The sequence below is a fragment of the Neorhizobium sp. LMR1-1-1.1 genome, from assembly GCF_040675795.1.
In the GTDB taxonomy this organism is placed as follows: domain Bacteria; phylum Pseudomonadota; class Alphaproteobacteria; order Rhizobiales; family Rhizobiaceae; genus Neorhizobium; species Neorhizobium cellulosilyticum.
Genome location: NZ_JBEGHE010000025.1, coordinates 710,858 through 728,063, shown reverse-complemented (window position 1 = coordinate 728,063; position 17,206 = coordinate 710,858). Strand labels below are relative to the sequence as shown.

Below are 17,206 nucleotides of genomic sequence, written 5' to 3'. Positions count from 1 at the left end.
AAAAACTTAAATTTTTATTCAAAGATACAGGGCATTTTTAGCCTTGTGCGATGCAGCACGAATTTTGCGCAGGATGCGCTCCTTCCCAACACTTGAAGTTTATTCGGCTGCCGGACAACGGCGGTCGGTATGGTCGCGAGGATTCCATGAAGAACCTGAAGATCTCCCATCAGCTCGTCCTGCTCGTGCTGACATTAATGGTCGCCTTCGCGGTCGGTACCTATTTCGAACTACGCGCATCCACCAGCGCGATCTATGCAGAGCGTTACGGAATGCTGCGCAGCCAAGTGGAATCCGGCATCGGCATTCTGAAGAAATTCCAGGAGCGTGAAGCGGCCGGCGAGCTGACGCGCGAGGACGCCCAGAAACAGGCCTTCGCAGCTGTCTCCGCCATGACCTTCAAGCCGGACGGTTATCTCTATGCCTATGACTATGACGTGACGATGCGCCTGCATCCGGACCCCAAGCGTCTCGGCCAGAATTTCAAGGGCAAGCCCGACAGCCAGGGCTTCATGTATCGCGACGAGTTGGTCAAGCTCGCCCGTGCCGGGGGCGGCACTGCAGACTTCCTTGGGCCCAAGCCCGGCGAACAGGGCGAGGATTTCCGCAAGAGCTCCTATGCGCTCGCTTTCGAACCCTGGCAGTTGGTTCTCGTTACCGGCGTCTATGTCGATGACCTCGAAGCACAGGTCCGCTCGGACATCATGAAGGCCGTCGGCATCGGAGCCGGCATCCTTGTGCTTGCCGCCATCCTTGCACTGATTGTCATCCGCAACATTTCCGGACCGCTCAGCGATATCCGCAACGCGCTGAACGCCGTTGCCGACGAGGATGTCAATCTCAAGATCCCGCACACGGGCATGACGAACGAAGTGGGCCTGATGGCCCGCGCCACCGAAGCCCTGCAGCAGAAGGTGCGCGAGCGCCATGCGATGGAAGAACGCCAGCAGCGCCAACAGGAGGAACTCGACGGCGAGCGCCAGCAGAACCTCGACATGCAGCGCGACGAGGCCAAATTGCAGGCCCGCGTCGTCTCCACGATCGGCTCCGCTCTCGAAAACCTCGCCAAGGGCGACCTCACGGTTCGCTGCGGCGATCTCGGCAGTCGCTATGCCGGCCTGCGCGACAACTTCAACGAGGCGCTCGGCCATCTCGAAGCGGCCATGTCCAAGGTCAATGCCAAGGGCATCGATATCGGCGGCTCGAAGGAGGAAATCCGTCGCGCTTCCAACGAGCTGTCGCAGCGCACCGAGCGCCAGGCGGCAAGTCTGGAAGAAACTTCGGCGGCTCTCGACGAACTGACGGTTGCCGTCAAGCAGACCGCTGACGGCGCTCGCGAGGCGGCCCAGCGGGTCGTCACGGTCAGCGGCGAAGCGAACCGCAGCGATGCCGTGGTCGCCGAAGCGATCGAGGCGATGAGCGGTATCGAGCAATCCTCCGGCGAGATTTCCAAGATCATCGGCGTCATCGACGAGATCGCCTTCCAGACCAACCTGCTCGCGCTCAATGCCGGCGTCGAGGCTGCGCGTGCCGGCGAAAGCGGCAAAGGCTTTGCCGTTGTCGCCCAGGAAGTGCGTGAACTCGCCCAGCGTTCGGCAGCCGCCGCCAAGGAGATCAAGGACCAGATCTCGCATTCCTCGCATCAGGTGGAAAATGGCGTTCGCCTGGTGGGCGAGGCCGGCGAAGCGCTCAAGCGAATTTCGAGCCAGGTAAAGGCGGCAAGCGACATCGTCAGCAAGATCGCCGATTCCGCCGCAGAGCAGGATTCGACACTGCGTTCGATCTCCTCGTCGCTCAACCATCTCGACCAGGCAACCCAGCAGAACGCCGCCATGGCGGAAGAGACCACGGCCTCTGCGGAAGCGCTCGCAGTCGATACCGAGGACCTCCTGAACCTGATCCGAGGCTTCCGCGTCAGCGGTTCGAAGCACGCCGACAGCCTGCGCGACATGGCCGGCCAGATGCGCATGGCAAGCTAATTTACACTATCGAGGTTCCGCCCTAGTCGGGCGGAGTCCTCACCAAGTTACGCGGGGGACGCGGGGATGAAAGCCGTCAGGACAATATGGTCCGGCGGCTTTCTCTTTTTCAGGACCTTTTCGGGGTCAGTGCGATAGCTGCGAATGGGCGAGATCAGGCTTTTGCCAGCAGCTCGACCAGTTCCTCCACCTGACGATCGGAACGCACGATAATACCCGCCTGCTCCAGAAGCGCCGCCGTCACGCCGTTGCCTGCGTGCCTCTGCCCGCCGAACGATCCGTCATAGATAAAGCCCGAGCCGCAGGATGGACTGCCGTCGATCAGAAGCGCGTGGGTGCAGCCATGCGCCTGAGCAAATGCCAGCGCGTGATGGGCCCCCGCGACAAAGGCCTCGGTCACATCGCCTCCGGTGATTTCCATGACCCGCGCCCGCCCCTCAAGCACATCGGCCCCGGTCATGCCCTTCTCGATCTCGGCAGGCGGCCGCGGCACGCTCATGCCGCCGGCAAGCTCCGGGCAGATCGTCACCAGCCTCCCGTCCTCCCGCCAGCGATCGATCGCCGGATGGAAGAGCGGCTTTCCCTTGCCATCATAACGGACGGCATGGCCGAGAAGGCAGGCGCTGATGAGGATTTTGGAGACTGTCATTGCTGTTCGTCGAGATGGCGGCGGATATCGACCTTTTCGTGGAGGATACGGGCGATTTCGACCTGCCCGTCATCAGCGCATACATAAAAAATGAGATGGTGGTCGCATAGAAAGCGGCGATAGCCGGGCATGATCGTATCTACCTGTTGCCCGAGACCTTGATTGGTCCCAAGCAAAACGAACATATCGAACAAGCGGGAGACATAGGTCTCAGCCTGCTCAGTGGACAAGGTATTGGCAGTATATAACCAGATATCGTCAAGATCTGCCTCGGCAGTCGGGCGTAGACGATAGACTTTCATTGCCCATGCTTTTCACGCATCCGGGACAGGAACTCATCCCGATCGACGTAATGCGCAGGGCGGCTATTCTCGCTCTCGATCAGCAGCTCGCGCAGCCTTTCGATCTTCATCTGCTCTTCCTCGAGCATGCGAAGCCCCGCCTCGATAACCTCGTCAACGGTATCGAAGCGTCCGCTTTCCAACTCGCGCGAGACGAAGCTTGCGGCCTGATCGCTGACGGTCACTTGCACGGGCTTGTTCATCGAAGGCTCCTGGAGAAATCCACACTCAGTTTAACACGGAGCGCAGCGCAGAAAAAAGCCCCGGATTAGCGGGGCTTTTGAAAGTTCGGATCGATCGCCTCTGCTTCCGCAGAGCCGCGCCTTACCCGCTGATCTTGGAGAAATCCGCAACCGTGCCGGTCGCCTCGCGGATGGCCTTCAGAAGAGCAAGGCGGTTGGCGCGGATGGCGGTGTCCTCGTCGTTGACCAGAACATCCTCGAAGAATTTGTCGACCGGTGCGCGCAGCTGCGACAGGGCTTCCATGGCGGAGCGGTATTCTTTCTTCGATACCGCTTCGGAGGCTTCCTTCGAGGCCACCTGGACCGCAGCCCAAAGCGCCTTTTCGGCATCGAGCTTCAGGAGTTCGTCGGAAACGCCCTCGGCAATAACGGTGCCCTTCTTCTCTTCGGCGGCAAGCAGCTGCGTGGCGCGCTTGGTGCCAGCCAGCAGGTTCTGGCCGTCTTCGGAGGAGATGAAGGAGGTCAGCGCTTCGGCCCGACGGGCTGCGAGCAGGAGATCATCGGTCTCAGGCGTCAGCACGGAATCGATGATGTCGTGACGGGCGCCCATATCGCGCAGATAGACTTTCAAGCGGTCGTGGAAGAAGGACAGAAGGTCGGCATCCTTCGTGGTCGCCAGCAGCGGCAGCTCGACACTCCGCTCCAAGAGAATGCGCACAACACCCAGAGCCGCACGGCGCAGCGCATACGGGTCCTTCGAGCCGGTCGGCTTTTCGTCGATGGCCCAGAAGCCGGTAAGCGTATCGAGCTTGTCGGCGAGCGCCACAGTGATCGCAACCTTGTCCTTAGGCACGCGGTCGGACGGGCCTTGCGGCTTGTAGTGATCCTCGATGGCAATCGCGACGGATTCGTTTTCGCCCTGCAGACCGGCATAACGGCGGCCCATCAGGCCCTGCAGTTCGGGGAATTCGCCGACGGCCTCTGTGCGAAGGTCAGCCTTGGCGAGCACAGCTGCACGATCGACGAGGATCGGGTCGGCGCCGACGATAGGGGCCAATTCCTTGGCAAGCGCGCGGATGCGGGCAACGCGTTCACCCTGCGTGCCGAGCTTGGCATGGAACGTCACGTTCAGCGCATCGAGCTTGGCCATGCGCTGGTCGAGAGGCTTCTTCAGGTCGAGATCGAATTTCTTCGCAGACTCCACCAGTGTGCCTAGATCGGGAATGTCGCTCTGGTCGCGGGTCCAGAAATGCTTGGCGTCGGAGAGACGTGCGCGCACGACCTTGCCGTTGCCGTGAATGATTTCCTTGCCGCCGTCCTTGGCATCAATATTCGAGATCAGGATGAAATGGTTCGAAAGACCCTCTTCCGCGCCCTGCGGCCGGGTGACGAAGCATTTCTGGTTGGTCTTGATCGTCAGGCGAATGATTTCCGCCGGGATTTCGAGGTAGTCCTTCTCGAACGTGCCCATCAGCACATGCGGCCATTCGACCAGACCGGAAACCTCTTCAAGCAGGCCTTCGTCCTCGACCAGATCCAGACCGCTTGCGAAAGCCAGATCACGCGCATCGTGCAGGATCATGTCCTTGCGGCGGTCGGCATCGAGCATGACCTTCGCCTTTTCCAGACTTGCGACATAATCATCGAAGCGGCGAACGGTAATCGCTTCCGGCGCGTGGAAACGGTGGCCATAGGTCACATTGCCGGCCACGATACCGTCGATCTCGAACGGGATGATTTTCGTCTCGTCATGCTCGGAGCCGAATGTGCAGATGATCGACTGCAGCGGACGCACCCAGCGCAGACTTTCCGAACCCTTGCCCTCGACGCCGCCATAGCTCGAACCCTTTGGCATGGAGGCGAAACCGGAGCGCATCGATTTCGGCCAGGGGAAGGAACGGATGATGCCGGGCATCACGTCTGCAATGATCTCTTCCGCCGCTCGGCCGGCCTTGGAGACGATGGCGACATAGAAATCGCCTTTCTTCGGATCGGTCGCGACCTGGGCTTCAGAGATATCGGAAAGACCGGCCTTGCGCAGGAACCCGGCGATCGCCTGTTCCGGCGCCTTGGTGGACGGCCCCTTGATCTCCTCGCGCAGATCGGCGGAGCGTGCGGTCAGGCCGCGAATATCGAGCGTCAGGCGACGCGGCGTCCAGTATTCGCGCGCACCCTCATAGGTCAGGCCTGCATCCACCAGCGCGTCGGTCACGAGCTTTTTCAGGTCACCCGCCGCCTTGCGCTGCATGCGGGCGGGAATTTCCTCGGAGCGAAGTTCTAGAAGCAGGTCGGGCATGGGGCTCAAGTCTTTGCGCTTAAAAATAATGACGTGGCGGGCTTAGCAAGCCCATCCGCAAAAGTCATCAGGTCTGATTGGGAAAGTGGCGGCTAGGCCGCCGGTAAAGCTCAGACCAGGCCGAGAAACACCGCAAGCGATCTGGTGACGGCAAGCAGCGTTTCGTCTTCGAGGCGGCCGATAACGAGGCCGAGCTTGTCACGCTTTACCGACATGGCCTTGTCGATCATGATCTGGGAGGTCTTCTGCAGGCCGTTTAAAGAAGAAGGCTCAACCCTCACCCGTATCAACGGCGCCTCGACAAGAGCGGAAGAAATAAGCAGCACTGTCACCGTGGCGGTGTCGTCAAATAGGTCCGATTGGATAACTAACGCCGGGCGTGGTTTACCGAAATCACCAGAGACCGCAACGGTAACGAGATCGCCACGCCGCATTGTCAGCCTTCGTCATCAAGGTCGGCAAGCGTCGCATCCAGAATTGCATCGAGATCACGATCGGCGGCATCCGCGGCGGCGGCAATTTTGGCCTGACGGCGGCATTCCGCCGCAAACCCCGGCTGACGCGTATCGGGTACCCAAATCTGCACCGGACGCAGACCGGATGCTCTCAGGGCATCCCGATGCTTCTGTACTCTTCTGCCAACGGAAGCGGGCATTTTCACCTCCAAGGGTCACGTTACATGTAACGTAGTCGATCAGCTTGCAAAATTCAAGCAGCAGCTACCATCCTCCACCGCCTCCACCGCCGCCCCCGCCGCCGGAAAAACCGCCACCTGTCGAGAAGCCGGAGGAAGACGACGAGGATTTCGGGGTCGGGATGGTGGACTGGATGGTCTGCGACATGGATGACGAGAAGCCGCCGATGCGATCGCCAAAACTGCCGAAACCGTCACCGTGATACCAGGTCGAGCTATAGGCTGCGGCACCGGCGGCAACCGCCGTTGCCAGCCATGCCTCGAATGCCTCGCTCCACGGCTTCTCCACACCGAGCGCAACAGCATAGGGCAACAGCTTTTCGAAATGCTGCGGTGACATGGAAGGGGCGCCGGCCATGTTCATCCGGTCCTTTTCGGCAACCGTCAGATAGGTTCGCAGGCCTTCGATCTCATCCATCAGCTTGCGGCCGAGCGGGGTCGGCGCGCCCATCAGGAAGAAGAACAGCACATTGACAAGAACAAGGCCGCCGATGCCGGCGAAGACCGGCCACTGGCCATCCCCGATGCTGTCGATCATGCCGACGATGAAAGTCCCGCCGATGGAAAAGGCGACAAGGCCGAACATGGCAAGCGAGATGATCGCGACGATACGGGCGGCAATGGTTTTCTTCCGCAGTAGCGACTTGCCGGCAGTGACCGCAAAGAAGGACCAGAAGCCTCCAAAGAGGACGGCGGGAAGCAGCAGGCCGAGATCATCCGGATCGATATCGCCAAAGATCAGCAGCGCGGCGGCGGCCATCAGGCTCAGGAGCACGCCAAGCACGATATAGGCGGTGTTATGCCGGTAATACTTGCCTCGATGCTCCTTTTCGATCGCCTGGCGAAAGGCTTTGCCGATCTCCTGCACCCGCTCACCATTCGACTTCTCGATCGCGAACGTATCGCCGGCCGCCCCCATTTGGAACAGCATGCTCTTTTGTCCGGAGGGAAGATCCTTCAGCGGCTTTCTGTCGCTGATCCTGACGACAACCCGCGATTTGAGGTCTTCGAGCGTCAGATAGCCTTTGACCGCGAGATCGAGCAGGCTGGCTGAAAATGCCGTCCAGCCGCCGCCGGAAAATCCCTTGTTGTCGATATAGTTGACCAGCGCCGGCGAGATGCCGGCCGGTGTATCCCAGCGCGGCACGATGACGCCGCCTTGCGGGTCACGGCCAACTCTCCGCCAAACCATGAAGTAATAAAACGCAACGACGGCGAGGCCACCGAGGGCAAGGAACAGGTTAAGGTTGTCACGCCACCACCACGCACTCTCCTGATCCGCGGAAGGTGCTGTAACGATGCCCTTGGGGAAGCCGACGACAATCGTGAGGCCTTCCTCACTGCCCAGCGGGCGGGTCGTGGTGAATGTCGCCTGGCTGCCAGAAGTGCTTGCGCGGACGTCGCGGGCGGTGGAACCGTAGGCACCGGTAAAGGCAGTGGTATCCGTGACCCTGCCACCCGGCAGCGTCACCCGCGCCGAAGCCTGTGCGATGCGGAACTGCCAGCCATTGCCGGTCGCGTTCCAGTACAGCTCGTCATGATTGTCGAAATAACGGATCTGCCGGTTGGTTCTGTAGGTGATGGCATAGGTGTGCACGCCGGGAGACAGAAAGGTGTTTTCGCCACCGGTATAGATGCGGATGCCACGGGAGATGGTTTCCGTGTGAAAGGCTTCCGGGCGGCCATCGCGGGTGACGGAGACGGGCTCGAAACCGACTCTGATCGTGCGGCCTTTCGCATCCTCCATGGTCATCGGGAAATCGCGAAATATGCCGCGGCGGATGCGGTTTCCCTCGGCGTTGACGGTGATCGTCTCGGTCACAGTCAATTCGCCATCGGCAGCGATCCGGATATCCGAATTGTAGCTGCGGATATATTCCTCCGCAGCAGCCGGAAGGTAACCTGCCAGAGCCAAGGCAAGGGCGAGAACAAGGCGCCGAAACATCAGCGACCTCCGCTTTAGAATTTCACGCTGGGAACGGCGCGATCGGCCTCGTTTTCGATCTCGAAATACTCGCGCTTAGAAAAGCCGAAGGGGCCGGCGACAAGATTGGCGGGAAAGCTCTCGACCTTGATGTTCAGGTCACGCGCCGAGCCGTTGTAATAACGTCGCGCCATCTGGATCTCGCTTTCGATCGTCTCCAGCGAAGTCTGCAGCTCGGCGAAATTCTGGTTGGCCTTGAGGTCCGGATAGGCTTCTGCGAGCGCGAACAATTTGCCGAGCGCCTGGGAAAGCAGGCCTTCCGCCTGCGCACGACCGACGACATCGCCGGTGGGCACCGCCTGAGCCTGATTGCGCAGCTTCACCACCTCTTCAAGCGTGCCCTTCTCGTGAGCCGCATAACCCTTCACCGTCTCGATCAGGTTGGGGATGAGATCGGCGCGACGCTTAAGCTGTACGTCGATGCCGGACCAGGCCTCTTCCGCCATCTGCCGCGCGCGGACGAGGCCGTTATAAATGACGATGATGTAGAGAGCGACGAGCGCGATAAGGCCTAGCGCGATGTACATAAAAAAATCCCCCGAGGTACCTAAACCGCGGGGGAGACTATGTCGCTAAAGCCGGGTTGTCACCGGAAATTGATGATCGGCAGGATCAGGCGGCCTTTTCGCCGAAATTCGCACCACCGGCATCCGTCAGCAGGAAAGCCTCGCCGCAGGCCTTTGCCAGCGTGCGGACGCGCAGGATGTAGCTCTGGCGCTCGGTGACCGAGATGACGCCGCGGGCATCAAGCAGGTTGAAGACGTGGGATGCCTTGATGCATTGGTCGTAAGCCGGGAAGACGCATTTGTGCAGCATCTGGTTGGCATTGTCGCCCGGTGCACCGGCAGCGAGAAGCGCCTGGCATTCCTTTTCCGCGTCGATGAAGTGGCGATGCAGCATTTCGGTATTGGCGTATTCGAAGTTATGGCGGGAATATTCCTGCTCTGCCTGCAGGAAGACGTCGCCATAGGAAATCTTCTCTTCGCCTTCGCGGCCGTTGAAATTCAGGTCATAGACGTTGTCGACGCCTTGGACATACATGGCGAGGCGTTCAAGACCATAGGTCAACTCGCCGGCAACCGGCGAGCATTCGATGCCGCAGACCTGCTGGAAGTAAGTGAACTGCGAGACTTCCATGCCGTCGCACCAGCATTCCCAGCCGAGACCCCAGGCGCCGAGCGTCGGGCTTTCCCAGTCATCCTCGACGAAACGCACGTCATGCAGAAGCGGATCGAGGCCGATCGCCTTCAGCGAGCCGAGATAAAGCTCCTGCAGGTTGGAAGGGTTCGGCTTCAGGATGACCTGATACTGGTAATAATGCTGCAGGCGGTTCGGATTTTCGCCGTAACGACCGTCGGACGGGCGGCGCGACGGCTGAACGTAAGCTGCCTTCCACGGCTTGGGACCAAGCGCACGCAAAGTGGTCGCGGGATGGAAGGTACCGGCACCGACCTCCATGTCGTAAGGCTGCAGAACGGCGCAGCCCTTGTCCGCCCAATAATTATGGAGCGTCAGGATAAGCGCCTGGAAGGAGCGCTTGGGGTCCATATGTTCTGGCAGATCGGTCATGGGCATATCGGCATCGTTTGATTGAGGATGCGGACGAGTGCCACGCGAGGGAGAACGGGTCAAGGATTTATAGCCGAAGCCGCTCAGCGGAATGGATTTATGACCGTCAGCTGGCCATCGATGATGAGGCCATGGTGCAGGTCTTCCGAATAATAAGCGCTGCAACCTGCGCTCCGCGCGGCCGCGACCATCAGCGCATCATAGAAGGCCAGCTTGTAACGCGGAGCCAACCGCAAAGCAGCTCTGGTGAATTCCGGCTCGACGGGCAAAATCAAACGCGCCGCAATCACGATATCTTCCACATGGCCGGACACCCGCTCCCACGACAAGTCCAGCTTACGGCGGCCAACATTTGCGAATTCGTTCAAGGCCTGCACGCTTAAAACAAACGGCCTCTTCATCAAACCCTGTGCTACGGACGACTTCTCGTCGTCAGCCAGAGCATAGACGAGAATATTCGTGTCCAGGAAATTGGCGATCGCCGGCATCAACGTTCATTGGCCTCATCGCGATCAAATTTCCAGTTCGGCGGCAGCTTGAATTTTGAGGCCTTGATGCGTTCCAGCGCCTGCAGACGCTCTTCGTCGCGTCCGATTTCCAAGACAGGCCCCTCGGCGACACGGACTGTTATCTCATCGCCCTCCTTGAGGCCGAGCGATTTTGCCACGTCGTCGGGTATCTGCACTGCCAGAGCGTCATTCCACTTTGTCACGCGCATGGTCATCTCCAGTCGGGATCTGCGCACCATAACAGAAAACCGCAGGCTTTTCAGCTATTCCTCTTCCTTCTTCACCCGATACTCGCCCGTCACCGGATCCTTCTCCAGCGTGCCGACGGCGCCGGTCTGGCGTTCCTTTTCCTGCTGCTTGCGGCGTGCCGTCAGTTTCTCCGCGTCCTTGATGAAGCGCTTGTAAAGCATCCATCCGCCGCAGATCAGCACGGCCATGAATATGAGCTGGGCCATTTCCCCTCGAAGTCCTTATGCAAATGCGCCCCGCTCTCAAACGAGACGTGTCGGGCGTCAGAGCCCGTATCGGCTCCACAATGCCCTTTCTTCGATACTGGCGGCAAGTCCCGCCCCCGCCTGCGCGGCGATTTCACCAAAGGCGGGTGTGGTCATTTCCACGCCGGGCAGACGCTTGCCGAACAGGGTGCGGGCGCTGCCGATCAGTTCGAGGCGGACATCCTTGCCGAAGCGGCGTTTCAAGACTTCGCGCATGTCGCCCAGCCCGTCAATCAGGCCGAGTTCCAGACTTTTCGAGCCCGTCCAGAACAGGCCGGAGAATATTTCCCCGTCATCGGACAGACGCTCCCCGCGGCGCATCTTGACCATGTCGATGAAGACCTTGTGGATCTCGACCTGCAGCGTCTTCAGATATTCGATATCGCTATCCTTTTCCGGCTGAAACGGATCGAGGATGACCTTGTTTTCACCGGCGGTATAGACGCGGCGCTCGATGCCGATCTTCTTCAGCATTTCAGGAAAACCGAAGCCGCCGGAGACGACACCGATCGAACCGACGATCGAGGTCGGGTCGGCAAAGATCTCGTCGCCCGCAAGCGCGATCATATAGCCCCCGGAGGCCGCAACATCCTCGACGAAGATCAGCACCTTCTTCTGCTTTTCCTCGGCAAGCGCCCGGATGCGCTGGAAGATCAGCCGCGACTGCACGGGCGAGCCGCCCGGGGAATTCACCGAGATGGCAACAACCGGAGCCTCCTTGTTGGCGAAGGCCTTTTCCAGCATCGGGGCTGCCGTCGCCAGGCTCAATGTCGGCTTGAACTGGTTTCCGCCCGTCATGATCGCGCCATGCAGGCGAACGACGGGTATCGCCAATCCCTTCTTGCGAAAACGCTTCGGGAGCAGACGATTGAACAAGCCAGCCATTTAAGATCCTTCCAGAATATCGGTTCAGCAATGCATGTAGGCATTGGAACGGCAAGTGCAATCGCTGTGTTCCAACGAAGGTTTACGGCTTATTGCGAATGACTTGCAATTTCATTCCAAACAAGCAAGATGCCGTTATTGCCCATCCGAGGATTACATGGATTTCTCCCGCATAAAGACCGAGAGTGGCTGGCGGCAAGATGCCCGCGAGGCGTCGCTGTCGGATGTCTATCAATCGGTCAATGTCACCCGCCACGGCTCGAAACTGAGACGTGTCCTTGCCTTCGCGGGTCCGGGTTATCTGGTCGCAGTCGGTTACATGGATCCCGGCAACTGGGCCACCTCGCTCGCCGGCGGGTCGAAATTCGGTTACGCGCTGCTTTCTGTCGCGCTGCTTTCCAACCTGATGGCGATCGTGCTGCAATCGCTCTGCGCCCGACTGGCGATCGCCTCGGGCCGCGATTTGGCGCAAGCTTGCCGTGATGCCTTTCCGCGGTCGGTCTCGGTCGTTCTCTGGGCTTTGGCGGAGATCGCCATCATCGCCACGGACATTGCCGAGGTGATAGGCACCGCGATCGGGCTCAACCTGATTTTTGGCATCTCGCTGGAAGTCGGCGTTCTCGTCACCTCGCTCGACGTGTTTCTCATCCTCTATCTGCAGAGGCTCGGTTTTCGCTGGGTCGAGGCCTTCATCATTACCCTGCTCGGGGTCATCGCCGTCTGTTTCGGCGTGCAGATCTTCTTTGCAGATCCGGTCTGGTCTGAGGTCGCGTTCGGCTTCGTGCCGACGACGGAGATCGTCAAAAACCCCGAAATGCTCTATCTGGCGCTCGGCATTTTAGGCGCGACCGTCATGCCGCATAATCTCTACCTGCATTCCGGCATCGTGCAGACGCGTGATTTCGGCAAGACGGTGCCGGAAAAGCGCGAGGCGCTCAAATTCGCGACGATCGATTCCACGGTTGCGCTCACCTTCGCGCTGATGATCAATGCCGCCATTCTCATCCTTGCGGCAGCAGCCTTCAATGCCAACGGGCACACCAATGTGGTTGAACTCGGCCAGGCAAATGCGCTCCTGTCGCCCATCCTTGGCCTCGCTCTGGCGCCGGTCTTCTTCGGCATCGCCCTGCTCTGCTGCGGCCTCAACTCGACGGTGACGGCAACGCTTGCCGGGCAGATCGTCATGGAAGGTTTTCTGCATATCAAGCTGAAGCCGTGGGTCCGGCGCGTGGTGACGCGGGCAATTGCGATCGTGCCGGCCGGTATCGTCACCATCTGGTATGGCGATGCTGGAACGTCCGAACTTCTGATCCTCACCCAGGTCGTGCTCAGCCTGCAGCTTTCCTTCGCCGTCTTTCCGCTGGTGATGTTCACCACCAGCAAGGCGAAGATGGGTGCGCTGGTCGCGCCACGCTGGCTGGCGGCACTTGCCTACCTGATCGCCCTCGCCATTGCCGCGCTCAATGTCAAACTGCTGATCGACGTGGTGAGCGGCTGACAGTGCGACGCAGATAGGCCGAACGGCCATTGTTCAGGTCGTCGACATCGGCGCTGAACGAATGGCCGTCTGGACCATGCACGACAAGCGGTGCGCGGAATATCAGCCTTGCCTTCGATCCCTTGATCGCCGTCACGAGAATGCGGGTCGCATCCTCGCCGGGGCGCGGATGGACGGGGGTGATTTCGACGCCGCCAAAACGCTTTCCGCAAGCTGCCAGAATATCGGCAATGGATTCAGGCCGTGCGATCAGCGACAGCTGCCCGCCGGATTTCATGATAGCGCCCGCAGTCTTCAGCCAGGCCTCGAACAGGCCATCCGTCATCGCATGCGCCTCTGCCTTCAGGTTGTCGGGGGTCCTGCGATCCCCGGCATGATTGAAGGGCGGGTTCATGATGACGTGATCGTGAACCTCGTCTTCAAGACCTGCTGCGACCCGGGCCTTGCCGGTCAGGCTCACGTCCGCCTCGAGCACATCCACGCGGTCCGCCAGGAAGGCGTTTTCGGGCAGAGCGATGCTTCGTCTGGCATAATCCGCCATGACCGGAAATTTTTCGACCAGGAGGACGTGTGCCCCACCAAGCCGCGAGGCGACCGCGAGACCCGCCGCTCCTGCCCCGGAGCCTAGATCGGCAACGCTTGCTGGCCCGTCGCCCGATACCAGCGAGGCAAGCAGCATGGCGTCCACACCAGAGCGATGCCCTTCATTTTTCGGCTGTACAACGTGGAAGCGGCCACGATGGAAGGCATCGATGGTGAAGTCTACCTGCGGCTTGGACTTGATCAGATCGGATGTGCTCATGACCGCAGTTCGGTCTCCAGGCCGGCATCAGTAAGGATTGTGCGGGCCTCTTGCGAACGCGACTCTTCCACCAGAAGACGGCGCTGCAGGAGGCCAAGCGAACCTTCCAGCACGCTCATCGACTGATCGGCGACGAGGCAATGTATGCCGGCATCTTTCATCAGGCTTTCCGCAAGTGACAGCGTGACGACATCATTGGTGCGGATAAGCTCGATCATCAGGCACCCTTTCGTGAAAAGCCCTTTATGTTTTTGCCCTACCGCCCTATGACGACGTTACTAGTCTCGTCTCATACATTTCCAGGGAGGCCTGAACTTGGGCGTCGTCATACCGCTTGAAGAAGGCAAAAACAAATCTGCATCCGTAAAGCCGCTGGTGGATCTCACCAAGGCGGACATGGATCGCGTCAACCAGCTGATCCTGTCTAAGGCCGGCTCGGATGTACAGATGATCCCGGAAGTGGCCAACCACCTGATCTCTTCCGGCGGCAAGCGGCTGCGCCCGATGCTGACGCTCGCATCGGCCTCGATGTTCGGTTACCAGGGCGAAGGCCATGTGAGGCTCGCGACCTCGGTCGAGTTCATGCATACGGCGACGCTTCTGCATGACGACGTGGTCGACGAAAGCGATCTGCGCCGCGGCAAGTCCACAGCACGGATGATCTGGGGCAATCAGGCAAGCGTTCTCGTCGGCGATTTTCTGCTCGGCCAGGCGTTCAAGATGATGGTCGATGTCGGTTCGCTCGAAGCGCTCGACGTGCTTGCGACAGCAGCCGCCGTGATCGCCGAAGGTGAAGTTCTGCAGCTTTCCGTCGCCAAGAATCTCGAAACGACCGAAGACGATTATCTCTCCGTCATCCGCGCCAAGACAGCGGCACTGTTTGCCGCGGCTGCCGAAGTCGGCCCGATCATCGCCAATGCAGACAAGGCAAGCCGTTCGGCCCTGCGCTCCTACGGCATGAACCTCGGTTATGCCTTCCAGATGGTCGACGATGCGCTGGATTATGGCGGCAATGCTGCTGATCTCGGCAAGAATGTCGGCGACGATTTCCGCGAGGGCAAGATCACACTTCCCGTCATCCTCGCCTTCCGTCGCGGCACGCAGGAAGAACAAGCCTTCTGGCGCAGCGCCATCGAAAAGGGTGAAAGCAGCGACCAGAACCTCGAAAAGGCGCTAGGTCTGATTACCAGGCACGACGCGCTGAAGGATACGATCGCGCGCGCCCTGCATTACGGCAAGATCGCCCGCGATGCGCTGGCTCCGCTTCCGGCCGGTCCGCTGAAGGATGCGATGATGGAAGTCATCGACTTCACCATCCAGCGGGTGAACTGATCAATCTGCCGTGACAACCCTTCTGGGGATAGCTGAGCTCACGGCAGATTTCCTTGCGGACCTGCTTCAAAAAAGCCATTCTGTTATGAATCATTCGGCGCATTCCTGCGGCGACGCGTCGCCGACACGCCAGCTTTCATGAAAGGCCCGTTTATGCGGCAGACAAACCGTCATCTCCTGCTTTCCAGCGTCGCGCTCGCGGCATGCCTGGTGTTCGGTTCTGTGGCGGGCGCCGCCACACCGGACGCCAAGCCGGCCGAAGAGAAGGCGGCGACGTTCGGGGCGCGTGACGTGAAGTCGTTTGCCGGCGCGTTTCTCGCTGCCCGCACGGCCGATGTCGATCACGACTACCCGACCGCAATCGCGCTTTATCGCAAGGCACTCGATTTCGAGCCGGCCAATCTCGAAATCCGCGAACGGCTTATGATCTCGCTTCTTCTCAACGGCGATTTTGCCGACGGGTTGAAGGAAGCCGAAGCGCTGAAGAGCGACACCGCCGTCGAGCGTGTGACGAAGATCGTGCGCGGGCTGGATGCGCTGCGCAGCGGTAAATACGACAGCGCCAGGAAGATCCTTGCCTATGAGGGACCGAACGATCTCGACCGCCTGACGCATCTTCTTCTGTCCGGCTGGGCCGATGTCGGCGCCGGCAAGGGTAAAAAGGCGATCGCGACGATCAACGGACTGAAAGGTCCGGCCTGGTTCAAGGTCTTTACCGATTACCATCTCGGTGCAATGGCGATCGTCGCCGGCGACACCTCGACCGCCCGCCAATATCTCAACCGGGCCGTGACCAATAATGACGCGGTCGCTACCGCCCCGGATACGTTCATGCGCGCTGTCATGGCGCTGGCGCGATTGGAAGCCTCGGCGGGCAACAAGCAGAAGGCGCTCGATGCGATCTCTGTCGGCGACGGCATGATCTCCAATTACGCTCCGCTCAAGGCGCTGCGCCAGAGCATCGAAAAGGGTGAAAAGCCGGCCCAGCAGGTCACGACCGCTGCCGAAGGTGCAGCCGGCGTGCTCTTCTCCATAGGCGGGGCGCTGAACCGTCAGGGTGCGGAAGACATGGTGGCGCTCTACCTGCAGATCTCGCATGCGCTCGACGAGAAGAGTGCCGATACGCTGATCATGCTCGGCGGCATTGCCGAAAAGCTGGAACAGCCGCAGCGCGCCATCGCATTCTACCAGCAGGTTCCCGAGGATTCGCCGATGCGGCGGATTTCCGAACTGCAGCTCGGCATCACGCTTTCCGATACCGGCAAGATCGATGAGGCCAAGAGCCACCTGAAGGAACTGATCCAGTCCGACCCGGCCGATATCCGCAGTTACATTGCCTATGGTAGCGTTCTTTCCGAGGCCAAGGACTACAAGGAGATGGCCGCGAATTACGACAAGGCCGTCGAAGTCATCGGCTCGGTGCCGCGGCAGAGCGACTGGTCGGTGTTCTTCCAGCGCGGCATTGCCTATGAGCGCCTGAAGGAATGGCCGAAAGCCGAACCCAATTTCCGCAAGGCACTGGAACTGAACCCTGAACAGGCACAGGTTCTGAACTATCTCGGCTATTCGCTGGTCGACATGAACCTCAATCTGGACGAAGGCCTGAAGATGATCCAGGCGGCTGTCGATGCGCGCCCCGATGACGGCTATATCGTCGATTCGCTCGGCTGGGCTTACTATCGCCTCGGCCGGTTCGACGATGCGGTGACGGAGCTTGAGAAAGCGATCCAGCTGCGCGCCGGCGATGCCACGATCAACGACCATCTGGGTGACGCCTATTGGCGGGTCGGGCGCAAGCTCGAAGCCGTCTACCAGTGGAACCGCACGCTTATTTCCGAAGGCGAAGACGTCAACCGCGAGCATGTAAAGCAGAAGATCGAAAACGGTCTGCCGGCGCTCGATCCGAATGCCACCAATACGGTGCGCAACCAGACGGAAACCCCGGCTCAGGCCGCTCCGGCACCTGCCACGCCCGATAAGAAGTCCTGATGC

At 60.0% G+C, this 17,206-nt stretch carries 19 protein-coding genes; 4 read left to right on the top strand and 15 right to left on the bottom strand.

Features of this window, described 5'->3' with window-relative positions:
* The first annotated feature begins 146 nt into the window (after positions 1-146).
* Positions 147-1,979 carry a methyl-accepting chemotaxis protein gene (locus MRBLMR1_RS16620; protein ID WP_148142866.1) on the top strand — a complete coding sequence of 611 codons (1,833 nt, stop codon included), beginning with the start codon at positions 147-149 and terminating at the stop codon, positions 1,977-1,979.
* A gap of 154 nt (positions 1,980-2,133) precedes the next feature.
* Here the strand turns inward: MRBLMR1_RS16620 and MRBLMR1_RS16615 are convergent, their stop codons facing one another.
* The 13 genes from MRBLMR1_RS16615 to MRBLMR1_RS16555 form a co-directional block, all read right to left on the bottom strand.
* Positions 2,134-2,628 (bottom strand): 2-thiouracil desulfurase family protein, encoded by a 495-nt coding sequence (locus tag MRBLMR1_RS16615; RefSeq protein ID WP_148142867.1) that lies wholly within the window; start codon positions 2,626-2,628, stop codon positions 2,134-2,136.
* Positions 2,625-2,930, bottom strand: a complete 306-nt coding sequence (locus MRBLMR1_RS16610; protein WP_148142868.1) for a type II toxin-antitoxin system RelE/ParE family toxin — start codon at positions 2,928-2,930, stop codon at positions 2,625-2,627. Before MRBLMR1_RS16610 ends, MRBLMR1_RS16615 begins: the two co-directional genes overlap by 4 nt.
* On the bottom strand, positions 2,927-3,172 hold the full coding sequence (locus MRBLMR1_RS16605) for a type II toxin-antitoxin system ParD family antitoxin (protein WP_148142869.1): 246 nt from the start codon (positions 3,170-3,172) through the stop codon (positions 2,927-2,929). Before MRBLMR1_RS16605 ends, MRBLMR1_RS16610 begins: the two co-directional genes overlap by 4 nt.
* Positions 3,173-3,293: 121 nt before the next feature.
* A complete protein-coding gene (gene glyS, locus MRBLMR1_RS16600; protein ID WP_148142870.1) occupies positions 3,294-5,447 on the bottom strand; it encodes a glycine--tRNA ligase subunit beta in 2,154 nt (717 codons plus the stop codon).
* A 110-nt stretch (positions 5,448-5,557) separates the two neighbouring features.
* Entirely contained in the window at positions 5,558-5,881 is a 324-nt protein-coding gene (locus MRBLMR1_RS16595; protein ID WP_148142871.1) for a type II toxin-antitoxin system PemK/MazF family toxin, read from the bottom strand.
* Positions 5,882-5,883: 2 nt separating this feature from the next.
* Positions 5,884-6,102, bottom strand: coding sequence for an antitoxin MazE family protein (locus MRBLMR1_RS16590; protein WP_148142872.1), 219 nt, complete (start codon positions 6,100-6,102; stop codon positions 5,884-5,886).
* A 64-nt stretch (positions 6,103-6,166) separates the two neighbouring features.
* Positions 6,167-8,086 (bottom strand): DUF2207 domain-containing protein, encoded by a 1,920-nt coding sequence (locus tag MRBLMR1_RS16585; protein ID WP_148142873.1) that lies wholly within the window; start codon positions 8,084-8,086, stop codon positions 6,167-6,169.
* A 14-nt stretch (positions 8,087-8,100) separates the two neighbouring features.
* Positions 8,101-8,652: a LemA family protein gene (locus tag MRBLMR1_RS16580; protein WP_148142874.1), complete on the bottom strand. Its 552-nt coding sequence runs from the start codon at positions 8,650-8,652 to the stop codon at positions 8,101-8,103.
* A gap of 85 nt (positions 8,653-8,737) precedes the next feature.
* The gene (locus MRBLMR1_RS16575) at positions 8,738-9,694 is read right to left on the bottom strand and encodes a glycine--tRNA ligase subunit alpha (protein ID WP_148142875.1); all 957 of its coding nucleotides are present in this window, start codon (positions 9,692-9,694) and stop codon (positions 8,738-8,740) included.
* Positions 9,695-9,777: 83 nt separating this feature from the next.
* Positions 9,778-10,182, bottom strand: a complete 405-nt coding sequence (locus MRBLMR1_RS16570; protein WP_148142876.1) for a PIN domain-containing protein — start codon at positions 10,180-10,182, stop codon at positions 9,778-9,780.
* On the bottom strand, positions 10,182-10,412 hold the full coding sequence (locus MRBLMR1_RS16565) for an AbrB/MazE/SpoVT family DNA-binding domain-containing protein (protein ID WP_148142877.1): 231 nt from the start codon (positions 10,410-10,412) through the stop codon (positions 10,182-10,184). Before MRBLMR1_RS16565 ends, MRBLMR1_RS16570 begins: the two co-directional genes overlap by 1 nt.
* Positions 10,413-10,466: 54 nt before the next feature.
* Positions 10,467-10,658, bottom strand: a complete 192-nt coding sequence (locus tag MRBLMR1_RS16560) for a hypothetical protein (protein WP_148142878.1) — start codon at positions 10,656-10,658, stop codon at positions 10,467-10,469.
* Positions 10,659-10,715: 57 nt separating this feature from the next.
* Positions 10,716-11,582 (bottom strand): S49 family peptidase, encoded by an 867-nt coding sequence (locus MRBLMR1_RS16555; RefSeq protein ID WP_148142879.1) that lies wholly within the window; start codon positions 11,580-11,582, stop codon positions 10,716-10,718.
* 157 nt (positions 11,583-11,739) lie between these two features.
* On the opposite strand from MRBLMR1_RS16555, the gene MRBLMR1_RS16550 reads away from it, so the two are divergent.
* Positions 11,740-13,080: an Nramp family divalent metal transporter gene (locus tag MRBLMR1_RS16550; RefSeq protein WP_183684978.1), complete on the top strand. Its 1,341-nt coding sequence runs from the start codon at positions 11,740-11,742 to the stop codon at positions 13,078-13,080.
* On the opposite strand, the gene MRBLMR1_RS16545 is transcribed toward MRBLMR1_RS16550, so the two are convergent.
* Complete coding sequence (locus MRBLMR1_RS16545) at positions 13,049-13,882, bottom strand: tRNA1(Val) (adenine(37)-N6)-methyltransferase (RefSeq protein ID WP_148142881.1); 834 nt, start codon at positions 13,880-13,882, stop codon at positions 13,049-13,051. The genes MRBLMR1_RS16550 and MRBLMR1_RS16545 overlap by 32 nt on opposite strands.
* Positions 13,879-14,100, bottom strand: a complete 222-nt coding sequence (locus MRBLMR1_RS16540) for a putative signal transducing protein (protein ID WP_148142882.1) — start codon at positions 14,098-14,100, stop codon at positions 13,879-13,881. The genes MRBLMR1_RS16545 and MRBLMR1_RS16540 overlap by 4 nt, the downstream gene beginning before the upstream one ends.
* Before the next feature lie 97 nt (positions 14,101-14,197).
* Here MRBLMR1_RS16540 and MRBLMR1_RS16535 point away from each other — a divergent pair, with 97 nt between their 5' ends.
* Positions 14,198-15,214 (top strand): polyprenyl synthetase family protein, encoded by a 1,017-nt coding sequence (locus tag MRBLMR1_RS16535; RefSeq protein WP_148142883.1) that lies wholly within the window; start codon positions 14,198-14,200, stop codon positions 15,212-15,214.
* Positions 15,215-15,367: 153 nt separating this feature from the next.
* Positions 15,368-17,203 (top strand): tetratricopeptide repeat protein, encoded by a 1,836-nt coding sequence (locus MRBLMR1_RS16530; RefSeq protein WP_148142884.1) that lies wholly within the window; start codon positions 15,368-15,370, stop codon positions 17,201-17,203.
* Positions 17,204-17,206: the final 3 nt, after the last annotated feature.